This window comes from Cupriavidus metallidurans CH34 (assembly GCF_000196015.1).
GTDB lineage: Bacteria > Pseudomonadota > Gammaproteobacteria > Burkholderiales > Burkholderiaceae > Cupriavidus > Cupriavidus metallidurans.
This window is the reverse complement of sequence record NC_007974.2, coordinates 2,461,474-2,475,815: the sequence shown is the minus strand read 5'-3', so window position 1 is coordinate 2,475,815 and position 14,342 is coordinate 2,461,474. Positions and strand designations below refer to the sequence as shown.

The 14,342-nt window shown below is 60.8% G+C and carries 13 protein-coding genes; 5 read left to right on the top strand and 8 right to left on the bottom strand.

The genetic code is table 11. From position 1 onward, the window contains the following. The first annotated feature begins 10 nt into the window (after positions 1–10). Positions 11–571 (top strand): MprA protease, GlyGly-CTERM protein-sorting domain-containing form, encoded by a 561-nt coding sequence (mprA, locus tag RMET_RS34575; protein ID WP_080710399.1) that lies wholly within the window; start codon positions 11–13, stop codon positions 569–571. Between the two features lie 55 nt (positions 572–626). Here mprA and RMET_RS29175 read toward each other — a convergent pair whose 3' ends face one another. Next, positions 627–1,418, bottom strand: coding sequence for a hypothetical protein (locus RMET_RS29175; RefSeq protein WP_011520119.1), 792 nt, complete (start codon positions 1,416–1,418; stop codon positions 627–629). 797 nt (positions 1,419–2,215) lie between these two features. On the opposite strand from RMET_RS29175, the gene RMET_RS29170 reads away from it, so the two are divergent. Both RMET_RS29170 and RMET_RS29165 read left to right on the top strand, forming a co-directional pair. Then, a complete protein-coding gene (locus tag RMET_RS29170) occupies positions 2,216–2,848 on the top strand; it encodes a response regulator transcription factor (RefSeq protein ID WP_011520117.1) in 633 nt (210 codons plus the stop codon). 14 nt (positions 2,849–2,862) lie between these two features. Further along, complete coding sequence (locus tag RMET_RS29165; protein WP_011520116.1) at positions 2,863–3,537, top strand: Hpt domain-containing protein; 675 nt, start codon at positions 2,863–2,865, stop codon at positions 3,535–3,537. A gap of 35 nt (positions 3,538–3,572) precedes the next feature. On the opposite strand, the gene RMET_RS34300 is transcribed toward RMET_RS29165, so the two are convergent. From RMET_RS34300 to RMET_RS29155, 3 genes are all read right to left on the bottom strand, one after another. Continuing rightward, a complete protein-coding gene (locus tag RMET_RS34300; RefSeq protein ID WP_011520115.1) occupies positions 3,573–3,803 on the bottom strand; it encodes a hypothetical protein in 231 nt (76 codons plus the stop codon). Between the two features lie 26 nt (positions 3,804–3,829). Beyond that, positions 3,830–5,296: a tetratricopeptide repeat protein gene (locus RMET_RS34295; RefSeq protein ID WP_011520114.1), complete on the bottom strand. Its 1,467-nt coding sequence runs from the start codon at positions 5,294–5,296 to the stop codon at positions 3,830–3,832. Positions 5,297–5,479: 183 nt separating this feature from the next. Continuing rightward, positions 5,480–8,773, bottom strand: a complete 3,294-nt coding sequence (locus RMET_RS29155; RefSeq protein ID WP_160171730.1) for an ATP-binding protein — start codon at positions 8,771–8,773, stop codon at positions 5,480–5,482. A gap of 775 nt (positions 8,774–9,548) precedes the next feature. Here RMET_RS29155 and RMET_RS31880 point away from each other — a divergent pair. Continuing rightward, positions 9,549–10,169 (top strand): outer membrane protein assembly factor BamE, encoded by a 621-nt coding sequence (locus tag RMET_RS31880; protein ID WP_049799824.1) that lies wholly within the window; start codon positions 9,549–9,551, stop codon positions 10,167–10,169. 250 nt (positions 10,170–10,419) lie between these two features. On the opposite strand, the gene RMET_RS29145 is transcribed toward RMET_RS31880, so the two are convergent. The 4 genes from RMET_RS29145 to RMET_RS29130 all read right to left on the bottom strand — a co-directional run bounded on the left by RMET_RS29145 (position 10,420) and on the right by RMET_RS29130 (position 13,244). Then, the gene (locus tag RMET_RS29145; RefSeq protein ID WP_049799823.1) at positions 10,420–11,133 is read right to left on the bottom strand and encodes a response regulator transcription factor; all 714 of its coding nucleotides are present in this window, start codon (positions 11,131–11,133) and stop codon (positions 10,420–10,422) included. Positions 11,134–11,533: 400 nt separating this feature from the next. Further along, a complete protein-coding gene (locus tag RMET_RS29140; RefSeq protein ID WP_011520108.1) occupies positions 11,534–11,914 on the bottom strand; it encodes a hypothetical protein in 381 nt (126 codons plus the stop codon). 16 nt (positions 11,915–11,930) lie between these two features. Further along, on the bottom strand, positions 11,931–12,635 hold the full coding sequence (gene aqpZ / locus RMET_RS29135) for an aquaporin Z (RefSeq protein ID WP_011520107.1): 705 nt from the start codon (positions 12,633–12,635) through the stop codon (positions 11,931–11,933). A gap of 333 nt (positions 12,636–12,968) precedes the next feature. Further along, positions 12,969–13,244, bottom strand: coding sequence for a hypothetical protein (locus tag RMET_RS29130; RefSeq protein ID WP_049799822.1), 276 nt, complete (start codon positions 13,242–13,244; stop codon positions 12,969–12,971). Positions 13,245–13,467: 223 nt separating this feature from the next. Here RMET_RS29130 and RMET_RS31875 point away from each other — a divergent pair, with 223 nt between their 5' ends. Beyond that, on the top strand, positions 13,468–14,244 hold the full coding sequence (locus RMET_RS31875; protein ID WP_049799821.1) for a response regulator transcription factor: 777 nt from the start codon (positions 13,468–13,470) through the stop codon (positions 14,242–14,244). Positions 14,245–14,342: the final 98 nt, after the last annotated feature.

Here is a 14,342-nt window from a genome sequence, read left to right as displayed (position 1 = left end):
TCAATTCTCGGTGTTGCACTTCGGAATTGAGGCCGCCCTGCTCGATGTGGACTCCGCGCTGGCGCTGTTGTCTGGGCAGCCCGTCGTGCATGTCGCGGCAAGTGCTGACACTGTGCAACCCGGAGCAACACTTACCCTTTTCGCGAAGGGAGCACCAGGCTTCAAAGTGAGTGGGGCCACTATCCAGTGGTCGCAAACGGCGGGCCCGGCAGTGTCAATCACGCCAGTGACTTCGGATAGCAGCGGCGCGACAGCAGTATTGCCAACTGCCGGTACGTACAGCTTTGTCGCGACGATCCGCAGTGACGCGGGTAGTGTGGCGACCGATACGGTGACTGTTGCCGCGACCGACCCTGCATCAGTGTTGTCGGGCAGTGGTGGAACCAGCAGCGTCTCGCCAGGTGGGAGCGATTCTGGTGGCTCTCCGCCGACGGCGGGTGGGGGCACGGGTGGCACGGCTTCCCAGGCCGGAGGTTCAGGCGGCGGCGGTGCGATCTCCCCGATCTTGGCATTGCTGCTGTTGTTCGCTGGCGGCCTGGGCTATGGACTAAGGAAGAGCCTAAGCGCATAGCGTGGCTCTAGAACCGGTCCGGAGCCTGTCAGGCACGGAACACGCCGGGGGTGCGTTAGGCAGCGGTCGCCTGGAATGCGGCTAGATCCGCCTGAAATGCTTTCATGGCCTCGCTCTGGAGCAAGGCTTGGTCTTGCGGAAAGGGGGTATCGAAATCGAAGGCTGCTGTGCTGTAGGTGACCTGCATGGAAGCCAACGCTTCGGCTAGTGCCCGGGCTTTCGGCGACCGGTGCATCCGTAACTGCCAGATCGCGGTGTCCAATGGACTGTCCAATACATTGGGCGTTGGCGGGCAGATCGCGGCGATGAGCTTACGGGCAAGCCTGAACGCCACTACATAGGCACAAACCGCTGCCTGTCGCCAGCTCGCTTCGGTTGTGGAGTTGGCGAGCATTGACACGGAAGCGGTCAGATCGGCCAGCACTGTTGGTGATCCGGCAAGCGCAGCGTCGGGATGGGCAATTGGGCCCACATCGATCAGCAGCGACGGCGGCACGACCCGCTCGAAGCTGGCGCCTAGTGCGCGGTGTACGACGCGTGTCAATTGTGCGCACCGGAAGATGTCCGCCGCGAGGTGGAAGCAAAGTGCGGCGCGTTCCTTGTCGAAGAAGATCACTCTTGCATAGGCGGTATGGGCATTTGATTGGTCCAGAACCTCGATCGCCACCTTCGCGCGCCCAAGCCATTCGTCGTTATAGTGCAGCGCGGCGGAAAGCTCTTCGAGATCGTAGTTCACGTTGCTCGGGCGGATCATCCGCGCTGTGCCCTGGGTGTCTGTGCCTGTACCTAGGCTGGGCGTCGTTGGGTTGCCTGGAGTGGAATGAAGCTGCTTGATTCCAGTGGCCATGCGTCTTTCCCCCTTCGTTGCCCGTTGATTCAAATGCAAATGCCAGACCACGCACCTGTCGCCGGACAGGTGAGTGCAGGGCAAGTATCGACGCTCGCCATGATCGACTGGGAAGGGAAATTTCGGAAAATAAGAGCGGAATATTCCTAAATGAAACTGCTCGGCGCACGCGGCGGGTGCGCCATTGTCGCGAGTAAGCTGCCGTTTATCAGGCGTGATGTATGTGCTTTATGGGACATATAGCATGGGGTTGCGCCACTGGTTGTGGAGGGCACCTATCTTGCGAAGGGACGAAATCTCGCTGCAGAGAATTCGGGCAGGATTTCAAGAACGATCGGATCGTTCGGCGAGCCATACCGTCTCGACAGAGAATTGGTGTTTATTGAATCATGGCGTCATATCACTGCACGTCGTCATGGTTTTCATCGCTTCCTGTTTCATCGCCGCAATCAGCCTCGTCGTTTTTGTTGCCTGCATCTTTCTATTGGTGTCATACGACTAAGTCCGGTGGTTCGGACTGTTCCACGGGGTGGCTGCTTACGCCCTCTTGTCTGTTCTCTCCAATAGACGCCCCCCTTGCGCTGGCCATCACTCCGCCTTTCGAGGCGCACGAAGATGAGATGCTGCGTTGCAGCAACGCACATGAATCGAAAACTCGGAGTTATCCTAGTGCAAATGCGGAATCTTCTCGATGCGGTCCTAGCGTATGGCAATGACAATAATCCATGGGGAAGCTACGAATTTTCCCGTGGTTCGATCAGTCATTGAACCGCCTTACAGGTATGGAGAAGTCAAAGATGATTACCGTCCTCATTGTCGACGATCACCCAGCAGTCCGACTCGTTATCAAAACGCAGCTATCGCAAGTGCTCGGCGTTTCATCCGTGCTGGAAGCCGACAACGGCCAGGCGGCGATCGACGTTGTGCGGCAGTGCAAGCCCGATCTGGTTATCCTAGATCTCGATATTCCAAAGATCAATGGGCTTGAGGTGATCCCCCGCCTGAAGGCCATCCAGCCCAATATCCGGGTGCTCGTGATTTCGGGGCAGGATCCGATGACCTTTGCTCCTCGCGCCATGCAGGTGGGCGCAAAGGGCTTCGTCAGCAAGATGCAGGACATGACGGACATCATGCGCTGTGTGGAATCTGTCCTGGCAGGCTATACGCTCTTTCCCGCCGAGGTGGTTGAATCCGGTGCCGTGCCCGGCAAGGCCCGCGAAGATAGCGAACTGCTGCAGCAACTGACTGACAAGGAGATTCAGATCATGCAGATGCTGAGCAAGGGAATGTCGAACAAGGCCATTGGAGACTCGCTCTTCATCAGTAACAAGACCGTGAGTAGCCACAAAACGCGCATCATGGAAAAGTTACACGTCACGACGTTGCTGGAACTGATCGATTTTGCGCGGCGCTGCAATATTGCACCTTGAGATGAGGTGTCGCTATGTCACGGGTGATCATCTCAGGTGAGGAATGGAGTGGCGCGGAGCGCGATGAACTCGCTGCAAGTCTGACGTCACTGGGGCTATTCACAGAAGAGGCAAGCGCTGCGGCATCCACCGATGCCGCGGACGTCGTCGTCGTTCGGTGGCCACTATCAGTGGCATCGCAGGCTTGCCTTTCCGTTCATTCACCTCCCTGTTTGCGACTGCTGATGGGTGATGCCGGCAGTCTGCCTTCGGAGTTGCCCCTATCTATCGATGCGATGCTTCCCCTCCACGCAGGCACGGTGGTGATCGCGGAAACGTTCGCTGGTCTTGGCTTTGTGCCATTCTCGGCGGCCGATGGAGAACGCCTGTGGCCAGCACTCGATGCCCTGACCGGGGGCGACGCCGATATTCGTATGGAGCTGGTGCAAAGCCTTGTCCTCACCAATACCGAGGACCTCGTGGCACTTTCGGCCGCTTGCCACGCTCTCGATTGGGATCAGGCGCGGGCAATGGCGCACCGGATCAAGGGAACCGCCCGGATGCTGGATTGCCAAGCGACGGTGGCGGTCTGCCAGGCGATTGAAACCGCCTCGATCCGGCAAGACGGTGATACGGTCACTGCCTTGGTGCCATTGCTGACACAGGCGATTCAACGCCTTCTTGCGGCGTTAGGCGCTGTACCGGACTGAGCCGTACCACGCGGCCAAGCTGACGGGGCAGCGACTCAGTTGGCGCCCGCCGCCGGAATGCCGCCAGCCAGCTCTAGCGGGTCGGCACGCACCTGTTCCAAGACAGGTTGCCAGTCGCGATACGTTACCTGCCGATAGAGTCTGGTGGTTGGATACCACGGGCTGTCCGATCGACCGAGCAGCCATTGCCAGGAAGCGTTCACGTCGAGCATCACCCAGGTCGGTTTGCCGAGGGCGCCCGCAAGGTGTGCGACGGACGTGCACACTGTTATCACGAGATCAAGACTGGAAATCAGTGCGGCGGTGTCGTCGTAGCTTCGCAGTTCCGCAGTGTGATCACGGATATCGAAATCGGGGACGCTTGCCAGTTCCGCCCCCCATCGATCTGCATGCTGTGGAACTCGATGCCGGGAAGGTCGCTGAGCGCCCCGGCCAGCTCAGCGACAGGCACCGCGCGAAGCGGATTGCGCTGGTGGCCACGGCTGCCGCTCCAGACCACGCCGACGTTGAGCTTGCCAGACGCCGACAGGCGTTGCGCCCACGCGCTTGCGGCGGCAGCATCCGCACGCAGATATGGCACATCGGCGGGCAACGTATCCAGTTCGGTGCCAAGTCTTAGAGGCGCGCTACAAAGCGGCAGGTGATAGCCGAAGCGGGGCAGACTGGGAGTGTCATGCGGGATGACCTCCGGGGTCACGTCCGCAAGACCGCGCGAGAACAAGGTATGAAGCTTCGAGAAGCAGCAGTAGTACAACTGTCCACCTTGCTGTCTGACGAACTCCGCAATCCCGGGAACGAAGCGGACAAACTGCATCGCGTCACCGAAGCCCTGTTCGCCCCACAGAAACAGCGTCTTGCCAGCGAGGGATTCGCCACGCCGGATCGGTGCCTTCAGATCCGGGAATGTTCCCGCCAGTTCTGGCGAAGCCCAGCGGTGTTCGAAATTGATCAGGCCATTGCGATAGTCGCCGTGCAGCATTTGTAGCATGGCGAGATTCCAGATGATGCCGCCCGAAACTGGCGCCTGCATCGCTGCCTTCTCCATCAGGGCCAGCGCATCTGCCCATTGGCCAAGGTCCTTGAGCGCATTGGATTGCGCTTGCAAGGCGAGCGGCATCGTTGGGGCCAGGGCGCAGGCGCGCCGGGCCGCCAACGCGGCGTCATCCGGGCGACGCAGTTTCAGCAAGGCATCCGACAGGTTGATCCACGCCAGGGGATTGGAAGGCTTCAGCTCGATGGCCCGACGGATCGGTGTCATGGCTTCTTCGGTCCGGCCTGATTGCAGATATGCGGCGCCGATGTTGTTGCAGAGATTGTCGAGGTCAGGGTCTAGCGCATGTGCTTTGGGATAGGCATCCAGTGCCTGCTCGTGGAAGCCGCTGTGATGCAGGGTGAGCCCGAGTTGAAACCAGGACGTCGCGGCTTTGGGTGCGCGTTCGCAAAGATGCCTGGCAATGTCCGCGCCGTGCGTCAGGTCGCCCGTAGCCGTAAGTGCTTCGCACCAATCGGACAATTCAGCTTCATCAAGTGCTTCCGGGCCGGTTTGCTGAAACCAGTCCACGGCCGATTTCGCATCCCCGGCGCACAGGGCCAGATGAGCCAAGCCTGCCAGCGCCCGCGGGTGATTCGGGACTGTGGCAAGTACCTGTTCAAGAGCGGTTCTTGCGCTTGCCGTGTCGCCGAGTTCCACGTCCAGCGCGGCCTGCGCAACGATCGCATCTACGGATTCCGGCGTTCTCTTCCGCCAGTCTCGTATCAAATGCGCGGCGCTGCAGCAGCGCCCCTTCGCGAAGCCATGTGTGAATCTTCCCTAGGGGGTCGTGCCCGGGACGGGGGACTTCCTGTGCCGGGGATGCCATTGAACAAGAAGTGACTCGTTCGATGTTGGCCAGCAAGCCGGGTCGGATTTTCAATGACCGGGGCGCGCGAATGATCACTGGAATCACGCCGTGAGTGCCGATTTTCCGCAAGGCGCAAGCGCAAGTGCGAGCCCAGGCAACCCAGGGTGCGCGCGGCGGTTGACGTTCGCCGCCAGCGTTGTCTCCAGCGTGGCCATGTCGACAGGCTTGATCATCACGGCATCCATCCCACATTCGATTGCGTGCGCGCGGATCTCTGGTTGTGCGCTGGCCGTATAGCCCAGGATAGGCAGCGTGCGATACGGCAGATCGCTCGAGCGGATCGTTCGCGTCAGCGTGGGGCCATCCATGTTTGGCATGGAGTAGTCGCAGATGATCAGATCGAAGGTAGCGTCCGTCAGCTTTTCAAGCGCCTCGCATCCGTCACTTGCGGTGAACGCGCGGTGGCCGAGTTTTTCAAGCTGCCGCTGCAGCAGGATGCGGTTTGGCGCATGATCATCGACGATGAGGACGCGCAGTGCCTTGCCGGGCTTGGAGGCGGGCTGATTTTGCTGTTCCGATTGCAGGACCGGCGCGATTTCGGCGGCAATCGGCAACTCGATTGTCGCGGTGACCGTCGTGCCTTTGCCTACCTCGCTGGTAATGCCAATCGTGCCGTGCATCTTGGTCACCAGCCGTTGGCAAATGGACAGACCCAATCCCGTACCTCCGGCGGAACGCTTGGTGTCGCCGATCTGCGTGAATGGCTGGAACAGTTTCTTCAATCCATCTTCGGGAATCCCGGTGCCGGTATCGCTGACCGAGAACGTCAGGCTTTGACAATCTGGCGTGAGATTGGTGGCGCCGAGTCGGATCACCACCGAGCCACGGTCGGTGAAGCGCACCGCGTTCGACACGAGGTTATTGAGAACTTGCTTGAAACGAAGCGGGTCAACCATGTGGCAAGGGGCCACGGCATCATCGACGATGGCTTCAAGCTGGACGCCCTTGCGCGACGCTGCCAGCCCGAAGAGACTCGTGACGTCGCCGATGAGCTGGCGCAGTGGCGCTGGCTGAGGCGTCAACACGAACTTGCCGGCTTCCATCTTCGACGCGTCAAGGATGTCATCGATCAGCCCGATCAGCGATTTTGCGGACTCCTGCGCGGTTTCCACCTGAAGGCGGTCATCGTCAGGCAGGCGCTTGTCCTGAAGCGTGAGTTCCAGCATGCCCAGGATGGCGTTCATCGGTGTGCGGATTTCGTGGCTGATGGACGCCAGGAATGCACTCTTTGCACGATTGGCGGCCTCGGCGCGGTCCTTGGCGGAAGCCAGTTCAGTGACCATTTGCTGGCGTTCGGTCATGTCGATCCATCCGCCGATGATGCCCACCACGCCGCCCGTGGCATTGCGCAGCGGTTCCACCCAGTTCAGCACGATGCGTTCCTTGCCCTCAATCATGAGGGTTCGGTCGAGCGTGGCCGCCTCGCCAGTAGCCAGGACCTTGCGATAGGTCTGCATGCTCAATGGGACGTCGCCAAGCTTCAGCGGCATCTGGTCAATCGTGCGCCCACGCATCTGCTTGCGGCCACAGCCGAGGGCACGCTCGAATGCCGCATTGCAGGTCATGAGTCTGAGGTCGATATCGCGCAGATAGATAGGTTGCGGAATGGCGTCGAGGATGGAAGTCTGAAAGGCAAGCTGCTCATGGAGGACGGCCTCCATGCGGCGGCGGCGCTGGATCTGCTGTCGCAGTGACTGCGACCACAGCAGCGATATCGCCAGCAGCACCAGGCCGGCGCTCAGGCTGAACCACGCCCAGGAGGGCAAGGTCTCCGTACTACCTGCAATGCTGCTGGGCTCGGACCAGCGCAGACGCAAGGCGTTGATGTCCTCCCGCGACAGGCTGAGCAACGCCTTGTTCAGAATGGCCAGCAGCATCGGCTCGTCTGCGGGAACGCCAATGCCAACATTGAGTGGCGTGCCACTGATGGGCGCGACAATCCGAAGCGCTTCGGGATAGGACTCGCGTATCAAGTAATTGGCGGTCATCATGTTGCCCAGCGTCGCATCGGCGATGCCCGTGGCAACCATGCGGTAGGCGTCACGATAGGACGCGGCCTTGACAACCTGGAGCGGCACGGTTGCGCGAAGCCGGTCAATGATAGGGTTGGGCAACACGACGGCAACGCGCTTGCCGGCAAGATCCAGGATGTTGTTGATCCCGTGTTGCCGAACGTGCGCCACGATGGCCCAGTACCCCTGGAAGTAGGGCTCTGTGATGGTCAGACCGTCGGTACGCTCGGAGGGACCATCAACTGGCACGATTGGCTGAATCGTGGGTGTGGTTGCGTGGTCGGGGTCGCTATTGCCATCGGCGCTGACGGGCTCGAATCGCAGCCCCGTGCGCTCTTCGATCTTGCCGAGTACCTGCACGCTGAGTCCCACCGATTCGCCATGCTCGTCGGAAAACACGAACGGAACCCGGTCATTGGTAGCACGGTATCGAGCCACGGGATGCGCGGCGATCCAGGCGCTTTCTTCCGTCGTGAGGTTCAGCGCCTTGTCGAAGTGCGGCATCAATGCCGTCGGCACCCAGTGGGTGGAGATCGCCAGACGCGTGGGCTTTGGGATCGCGCGGATCGCCGCGTCGAACCGCGCGCGCAGCGCTGGGTCCCGGACGAGGAACGACAGGTCACCGACGGAGAGTCGTGAGACATTCACCGCGACCAGGTTCGGAATGCCATACTGCGCGGTGATATAGCTGGCAGCCGTGGCGTTTGACAACAGTACGACGTCCGCGCCAAGCGACAGCTGCGTCAGTGCGTCCAGCAGGGTGGCATAGGCTTGCAGTTTGCGCCCAGGGTAGGCTGCCAGGATGGCTTGAGGATCCAGCTGGCCATTCACATATCCAAGCGTCTGATTCCCAACCAGCTTGTGCGCAGTGGTGCGGGTTGCGATCTCGATGATCTGGTTCGGCGTGAATCCAATGGCGCCTTGTGCCGGCTCCGTCTGGCCCGGGTCGGTTGCGACCACGTCAATGGCATCGCGGGAAAGGTCGTGGAGCGCGGCATCTCGGGTGGCGTACGCGCGGACTTCGACCTTTGCGTGCAGCGTGCTGGCGATCATCGCGAGATAGTCGGCGGAGATGCCCTCGTAGTTGCCATCGATGCCAACGAGATCGAACGGTGGTAATCCGTTTGCCATCACGCCGATGCGCAGCAGCATCGGGTCATTTGGTTCCTGGAGTGTCGATGACCCTGGAGCGGGTGAAGACGTGCCGTTGACCCGGATGCTTGTCTTTAATGTCACCGCATGAGAGGGCACGGTCGGATCACGCCGGAATTCTGCCTGCGCGGGATGGGCGGTGCCAAGCGCCAGGAAGACGAGTGCGAGCATCGTGCCGATTGTCCGCCAGATGTTTTGCCAAAGGGAGTGCGCCGTCTTTACAAAGACGGCCTGGCGTACAGCTGGTGAAGGGGAAATCGGGTTTGACATGGCGCTTCTCGATAACAACGCCGGGCATGCTTGAGGCTTCTGGGATTGGCGACTGGGTACGCCTGGCGTCGGTCGGCATGTGGCCCCAATGTATTGGGATGCTGACGACCGAAGTCTAGGAACCCCATTGCTACGCCGGTGACAGACATGTCCGCAAATCAATGTGGAAAGTTCCGAATGCAAAAAAATGACGCACAGCGTCTCCCGCAACGCTGCCGCGTCGTGGCTGTCGGAGACCAGCTTGAGCGAGAGTAGATGTGGCCTTCAGGCTCTGGGAGCAGGCTTGTGGCGCGCCGTGACGAGAGTCAGGCGCGCTGGCAGCGAAGTTCGAATCATCGATTCACGGAGACCAGCGTCGGATTGCGTCGCAATGCGCGCCGGAGCGATGCCTCCATGCCTCGATGCATCTGGAAGATTTGTGTGAGGACTTTGGAGATCCGGTTACTGCGCTTTGGCAACGGCTAGCTTGCTACACGTGAAGGTCAGCTTGCGAGGGTCGTTGGTTGGCGATCCAGACCTGTATCCGTCAACCGAGCCAACCGGCACTACCCGTGGCACCGTGGGCGTAGCGGCCGGCGCGGGCTTCCACTGGTAATTGATCGCGACGATGGTGTACCGCGGCGGCGTCAGGCACGCCGCCGCGTGTCCCGAACCTAACAGAATCCGAATCCAAGAAATGAAAGCCAAATCTACCTGGATCGCTGTCGCGACCGTACTGGTCGCCGCTGCAGCACTGCAGGGGTGCTCGACCACGTCGAGTCGCCTCTCGGATGACGGTCAGTCTGACCAAATCGTATTTCCGGACCCGGCTTCGTCGTGGCCGAAGGACGGTACGTTCCCGAATATCGACAACCTGCGCATGCTGGCACCCGGCATGACGAAGTCTCAGCGCTATCCGCTGCTGGACCGGCCGCATTTCAATGAAGGCTTCCTTGGCGTGCGCGAATGGGACTACCTGTTCAACTTCCGCACGGGCCGCGCCGCGCCGAACGATGTCGTCCAGTGCCAGATGAAGGTCGTTTTCGACAAGAACGAGAAGACACGTGCGTACTACTGGAAGCCGGAATCCTGTGCTGGTTTCCTGAACAAGCCGGCTCCTGAAGTGCAACGAGTGGTTCTGCCGCCGGTTGTCGCCAACGTGCCAACGGTGCTGCGCAACGCAACGCTGTTAGGCGATACGCTCTTCCGGTTCAACGGCTCGGGCCCAGGTGATCTGACCAACGACGGCCGCAGGCGGAGGGTCGCGGCAAGTCTGAATCGGGTACGCAGTGCGGTACCCTGTCGCGCGCGAAGTTGATCGAATGCCTGGCGCCGGACCGTCGCGTGGAGATTCGCATACTGGGTATGAAGTAAGAGGTGCGACTGCCGTCAGTCCTCTTCTGGAGGAGGGGGACGGGCGGTCATGCATCCAACAAGTCCGACAAGAGTCAGACAAACAAAAAGGCCGTTACCCATATCGGGTAACGGCCTTTTGCATGTTCGCTTGGGCGCTCGCGAGCATGCCCTGGTGCGGGATGGTGCCATGCCCGCAGGGCGGGCATGGTTCTCTAGACTCTGGACTCAGGAGCGGCGATATCGAGCCGGTAGCCCATCGAATGCACGCCCCGCAGTGTCACGCCGTGCTCCGGGCGGAGCCGAAGCACGCGTCGAAGCCGGGCTACCATGGCAGCCAGCGCGCGCGATAGCGGTGGCAGGGTGCTGCCCCAGACGACGATCTCGATGTGATCACGTGGCAAGGTCACGGCGGGGGAAGAGAACATCAGCTTGGCCAGCGCAAACTCCTTGGGCGTCAGACGGATGGTCTCTGCGCGGAACCTCACGCAGCAGGCATCGAGGTCAAGCGTGTAGTCGCCTGCACTGAGCTGCCTGCCGCCCGATCCTCCGCGCCGGCGGGCGCGCCGATGGTGGCCGATGATCCGTGGCAACAGGCTGTTCGGGTCGCTGGCGAACATGACATAGTCGTCCGCACCGGCGTCGAAAGCGTCGATCAGATTCACCTGGGACGCGTGGTGAGCGATGATCAGGATCGGCATCTGGAACGTGGTGGCACGCCGGAGTGCCTGGACGACATCGGTGGCCGCGTCGTCGGGCAGGTTGTCCGACACCAGTACCACATCGAATACAGAACGCCGGAGCTCCCGAAACAACCTTTCGGAACTGGTAAAGCGGGACGATACAACACCGCCGGCTTCCAGCACTTTGCTGATGCCGGTCGCGGACGATGGCTCCGCGTCAAGCAGTGCGATCTTGATCGAGTTCACTTTCAACTTCCGAAAGCCAGGCGCCCCGGCTATGGGGGCGCATTCATGCTGAATCGATTGAGAGTAGCAAAGCCATTCAGCAGGGCGATTCGGAAATTTCCGATGAAAGGAGTGATCCATCGGAATGGGTTGAGTACTTGGGAGCAAGTGATGCGCACGCGGATCGCGGGCGTTCGGCAGGCGTCGGACCAGGCTCTCAGCGCTGCAGCGCGAGCGCGAGGAACTCAGCTGCCGGCAGGGCTGGCGCCCCGAGTTGAGCTTGCCCGAAGGCGCAGCCCAGTTCACGCATTGCGTTGAACTGGGCGATGGTCTCGACTAGCGCGCAGCGGGTTGTTGGATGCCAAAGGAAGGTCCGACCGGACCGATGGTCGGAATCCACCGCTGTGACGGCTGCCGTGGTTCAACGGCCCGCACGCGCGCCGCGGCGGGTCTCATCGCGATACTCAAGGTATGCCAGGCAACCGTCGGCGAACGCGCCGGTATATCGGCGGCAGGAAAGGGGCAAGCGGATGTCGTTGAGCTGAGCCCACTGATAGCCCTCCAGCATTTCGGCGCAGTGGTCACCGCAATGCTGACCGACGATGCGCGGCAATGCATCCGAGTAGCCTGGCGCGACCTTCGCGGAAGCGGCCTGTCCGGCTGCAGGGTCAGACAGGATCGAGGAGAGGGTGGCGCTGGCGATGATCACGGCAACCACGGCCACCGCTGCCAGAATCAGGAATCGATTGCGCCCCGGCCTGGCCGCCAGCGGGGCGGGCGCGGAAGGAGACAGGATCTGCATGGCGGAGATCAGCCTCTCAGTCCGCTTCGTTGACGAACAGCAGACGACCGAGCAGGCCGGCCAGGATCGCGCCGCAGATTGGTGCGACCCAGAAAACCCACAACTGCTGAATCGCTACCCCGCCAACGATGATCGCCGGACCCGTCGAGCGTGCGGGATTGACCGACGTGTTTGAGATTGGGATCGAGATCAGGTGAATCAGCGTCAGCGCCAGGCCAATTGCCACCGGTGCTGCTGCGCGCGTGCGCCTGTAGCTGGTGGCGCCGATGATGATGATCAGGAAGAACGCGGTCATCAGTGTCTCGGTCGTTACCACCGCTCGCAGCCCATAACCGCCCGGCGACGCCGCGCCGTAGCCATTGGTTGCCAGGCCATTGGCCATCAGGTCGAAGCCGGGATTGGCGCTTGCCAGGTATAGCAGCGTGCCGGCGGCGCAGATCGCGCCGAGCAACTGGGCCAGGATGTACAGCGGTGCTTCGGCGACCGGGAAGCGTCCGGCCACGGCAAGGCCAACGGTGACGGCCGGGTTGAGGTGGCAGCCGGAGACCGGGCCGATGGCATAGGCCATGGTGACGACCGTCAGACCGAACGCGAGGGATACGCCGAGCAGACCGATACCAACGTTAGGGAAGGCGGCTGCGAAAACCGCGGCGCCGCATCCGCCGAAGACCAGCCAGAAAGTGCCCAGCCATTCGGCCGTGAATCGTTTGCCAATATTCATGTTGTAACGTATGCCGTCGAGTATCGAAAAGGGGGCGTGCGCGGTGCGACCACCGCTCGCCGGTCGCCATTTTCGATATGCCGATATACGACGAGGCTAAGACACTTCCTGCGTCGCCACAGGCGAATTCCCTTTTCGACGCGAACGTTCCGAACGTCCCATTAGAAGCGCATGCCTGTGGCACAACCTCCGGCGGCGTGGCCATTCCCGCCTCCTGCCGCGCAACCAAAGATCCCGCAGCCTCCAAGCAAGGTAACAGCGGTCAGCACAGTTGCCGCACGGAAGGCACGGTTCCTTACGAAGTCAGGAAACGACGGAAAAGGGGGGGGCGGATCATGATTGCCATGGCCGATAGGTGAAATGTACGCCGGTCCCACCGTGGCTCCTGGTGACAATGGCCGGGTCGCGGACGGCAAGGTATGCGTAGAAGACTAGCGCAAGCTTGGCCTGCGAGTAACGGTCACGCGCGGGCAAGAGAGGCTTGATCGTTGCCCAGTCCTTGAACAGCGAACTTGGCAAGATGCCGCCCAGACCACAGAAGCCTGTGCCACGAGACCTAAGCTCCCATAGTTCGCGGTGGAATCCTGTCAGGTGGATCTTGCTGTTCATAGGCGCTTCGGGTGACAGTGTTTGATGTTGGCGACACGGCACCAATGTTCTAGAACCGGCTCGGCAAGTCGTTACGGCAAGCGTAATGGCCGACTGGAATGCGCGGATTCGGAAGCTTCCTGATTGTCTTCAGAACCCTCCGCATTTGCGCGCCACAACATGCAATACCCTTGGCGGGTCAATCCGGTACCTAACCGGAGAGGATGATTCTCATCACCGTCTCATGAATACCCTCGCCATACCCAGGCCGCTTGCAGTTGGCATTCTGGTGCCGGACGGCATCGATGCGACGATCGATCTGCTTCCGGCTGCCAGAGATTTCCACTACTCGATCTTTGCGTCGTTGGTTGACCTTGCAGAGGTTGGCCAGAGCATTCTGTTCGACCTCGTGGTCCTGATGCTGCCGACTGTCAGTGAGCCGGGTCTGGCGTTTGTCGATCAGGTGAGAAAGCTCGGTTTCGATACGCCGCTGGTTGTTATGGTCACGACGCCAGATGCCAATGGCATTGCACATGCATTCCATGACAGGATCGATGGATTTATTTTTGATCCGCGATCTCCGGAGATCGTCGCCGCCGGGCTGATCGCGGCGCATCAGTGCTATTCACTGTCCCGTGAAGGTAGGGGCGCAACTTTTCGGTTAGGCGACTATGTGCTGGATATGCGGCAGCATTGCGTGTTGCTGCGTGGAGTGGCCGTCAAGCTGTCTGGTCGGCAGTTTCGGCTCGCGCTCATGTTGTTCCGGAGCGCAGGCAAGACGCTGACCCGTGCCAGCATCGAGCAGGAAATCTGGGGTGCAAGGCTGCCGGCCTCGTCCAGGGCATTGTCGACACTGATCTCCACCCTGCGCATGCAGTTGGGCATGCGTTCACGCGGCCCGATTTCGATCCATGCCGTGTCGGGCTTCGGCTATCGACTCGAAGTAGGTGCGCCGGCCGGCAAGATATCTCCGTCAGTAGTCGAGGATGATGACGTTTCCCACGCTCGGCAGGCGGCGTGAATCGGAGGCGCTGGGTCATGACGGAGAGGTTCTCCGCGCCACAAGCTGCTTCCGTATTGAATTTCAGAGGCTTCCTAATCTCAGGCAACGGCGCTGAC

Excerpts from the sequence above, each read along its gene's own strand:
- RMET_RS29175 (WP_011520119.1), bottom strand. The coding sequence starts at position 1,418 with ATGGCCACTGGAATCAAGCAGCTTCATTCCACTCCAGGCAACCCAACG.
- RMET_RS29170 (WP_011520117.1), top strand. The coding sequence starts at position 2,216 with ATGATTACCGTCCTCATTGTCGACGATCACCCAGCAGTCCGACTCGTT.
- RMET_RS29165 (WP_011520116.1), top strand. The coding sequence starts at position 2,863 with ATGTCACGGGTGATCATCTCAGGTGAGGAATGGAGTGGCGCGGAGCGC.
- RMET_RS29155 (WP_160171730.1), bottom strand. The coding sequence starts at position 8,773 with ATGCTCGCACTCGTCTTCCTGGCGCTTGGCACCGCCCATCCCGCGCAG.
- RMET_RS31880 (WP_049799824.1), top strand. The coding sequence starts at position 9,549 with ATGAAAGCCAAATCTACCTGGATCGCTGTCGCGACCGTACTGGTCGCC.
- RMET_RS29140 (WP_011520108.1), bottom strand. The coding sequence starts at position 11,914 with ATGCAGATCCTGTCTCCTTCCGCGCCCGCCCCGCTGGCGGCCAGGCCG.
- aqpZ (WP_011520107.1), bottom strand. The coding sequence starts at position 12,635 with ATGAATATTGGCAAACGATTCACGGCCGAATGGCTGGGCACTTTCTGG.
- RMET_RS29130 (WP_049799822.1), bottom strand. The coding sequence starts at position 13,244 with ATGAACAGCAAGATCCACCTGACAGGATTCCACCGCGAACTATGGGAG.
- RMET_RS31875 (WP_049799821.1), top strand. The coding sequence starts at position 13,468 with ATGAATACCCTCGCCATACCCAGGCCGCTTGCAGTTGGCATTCTGGTG.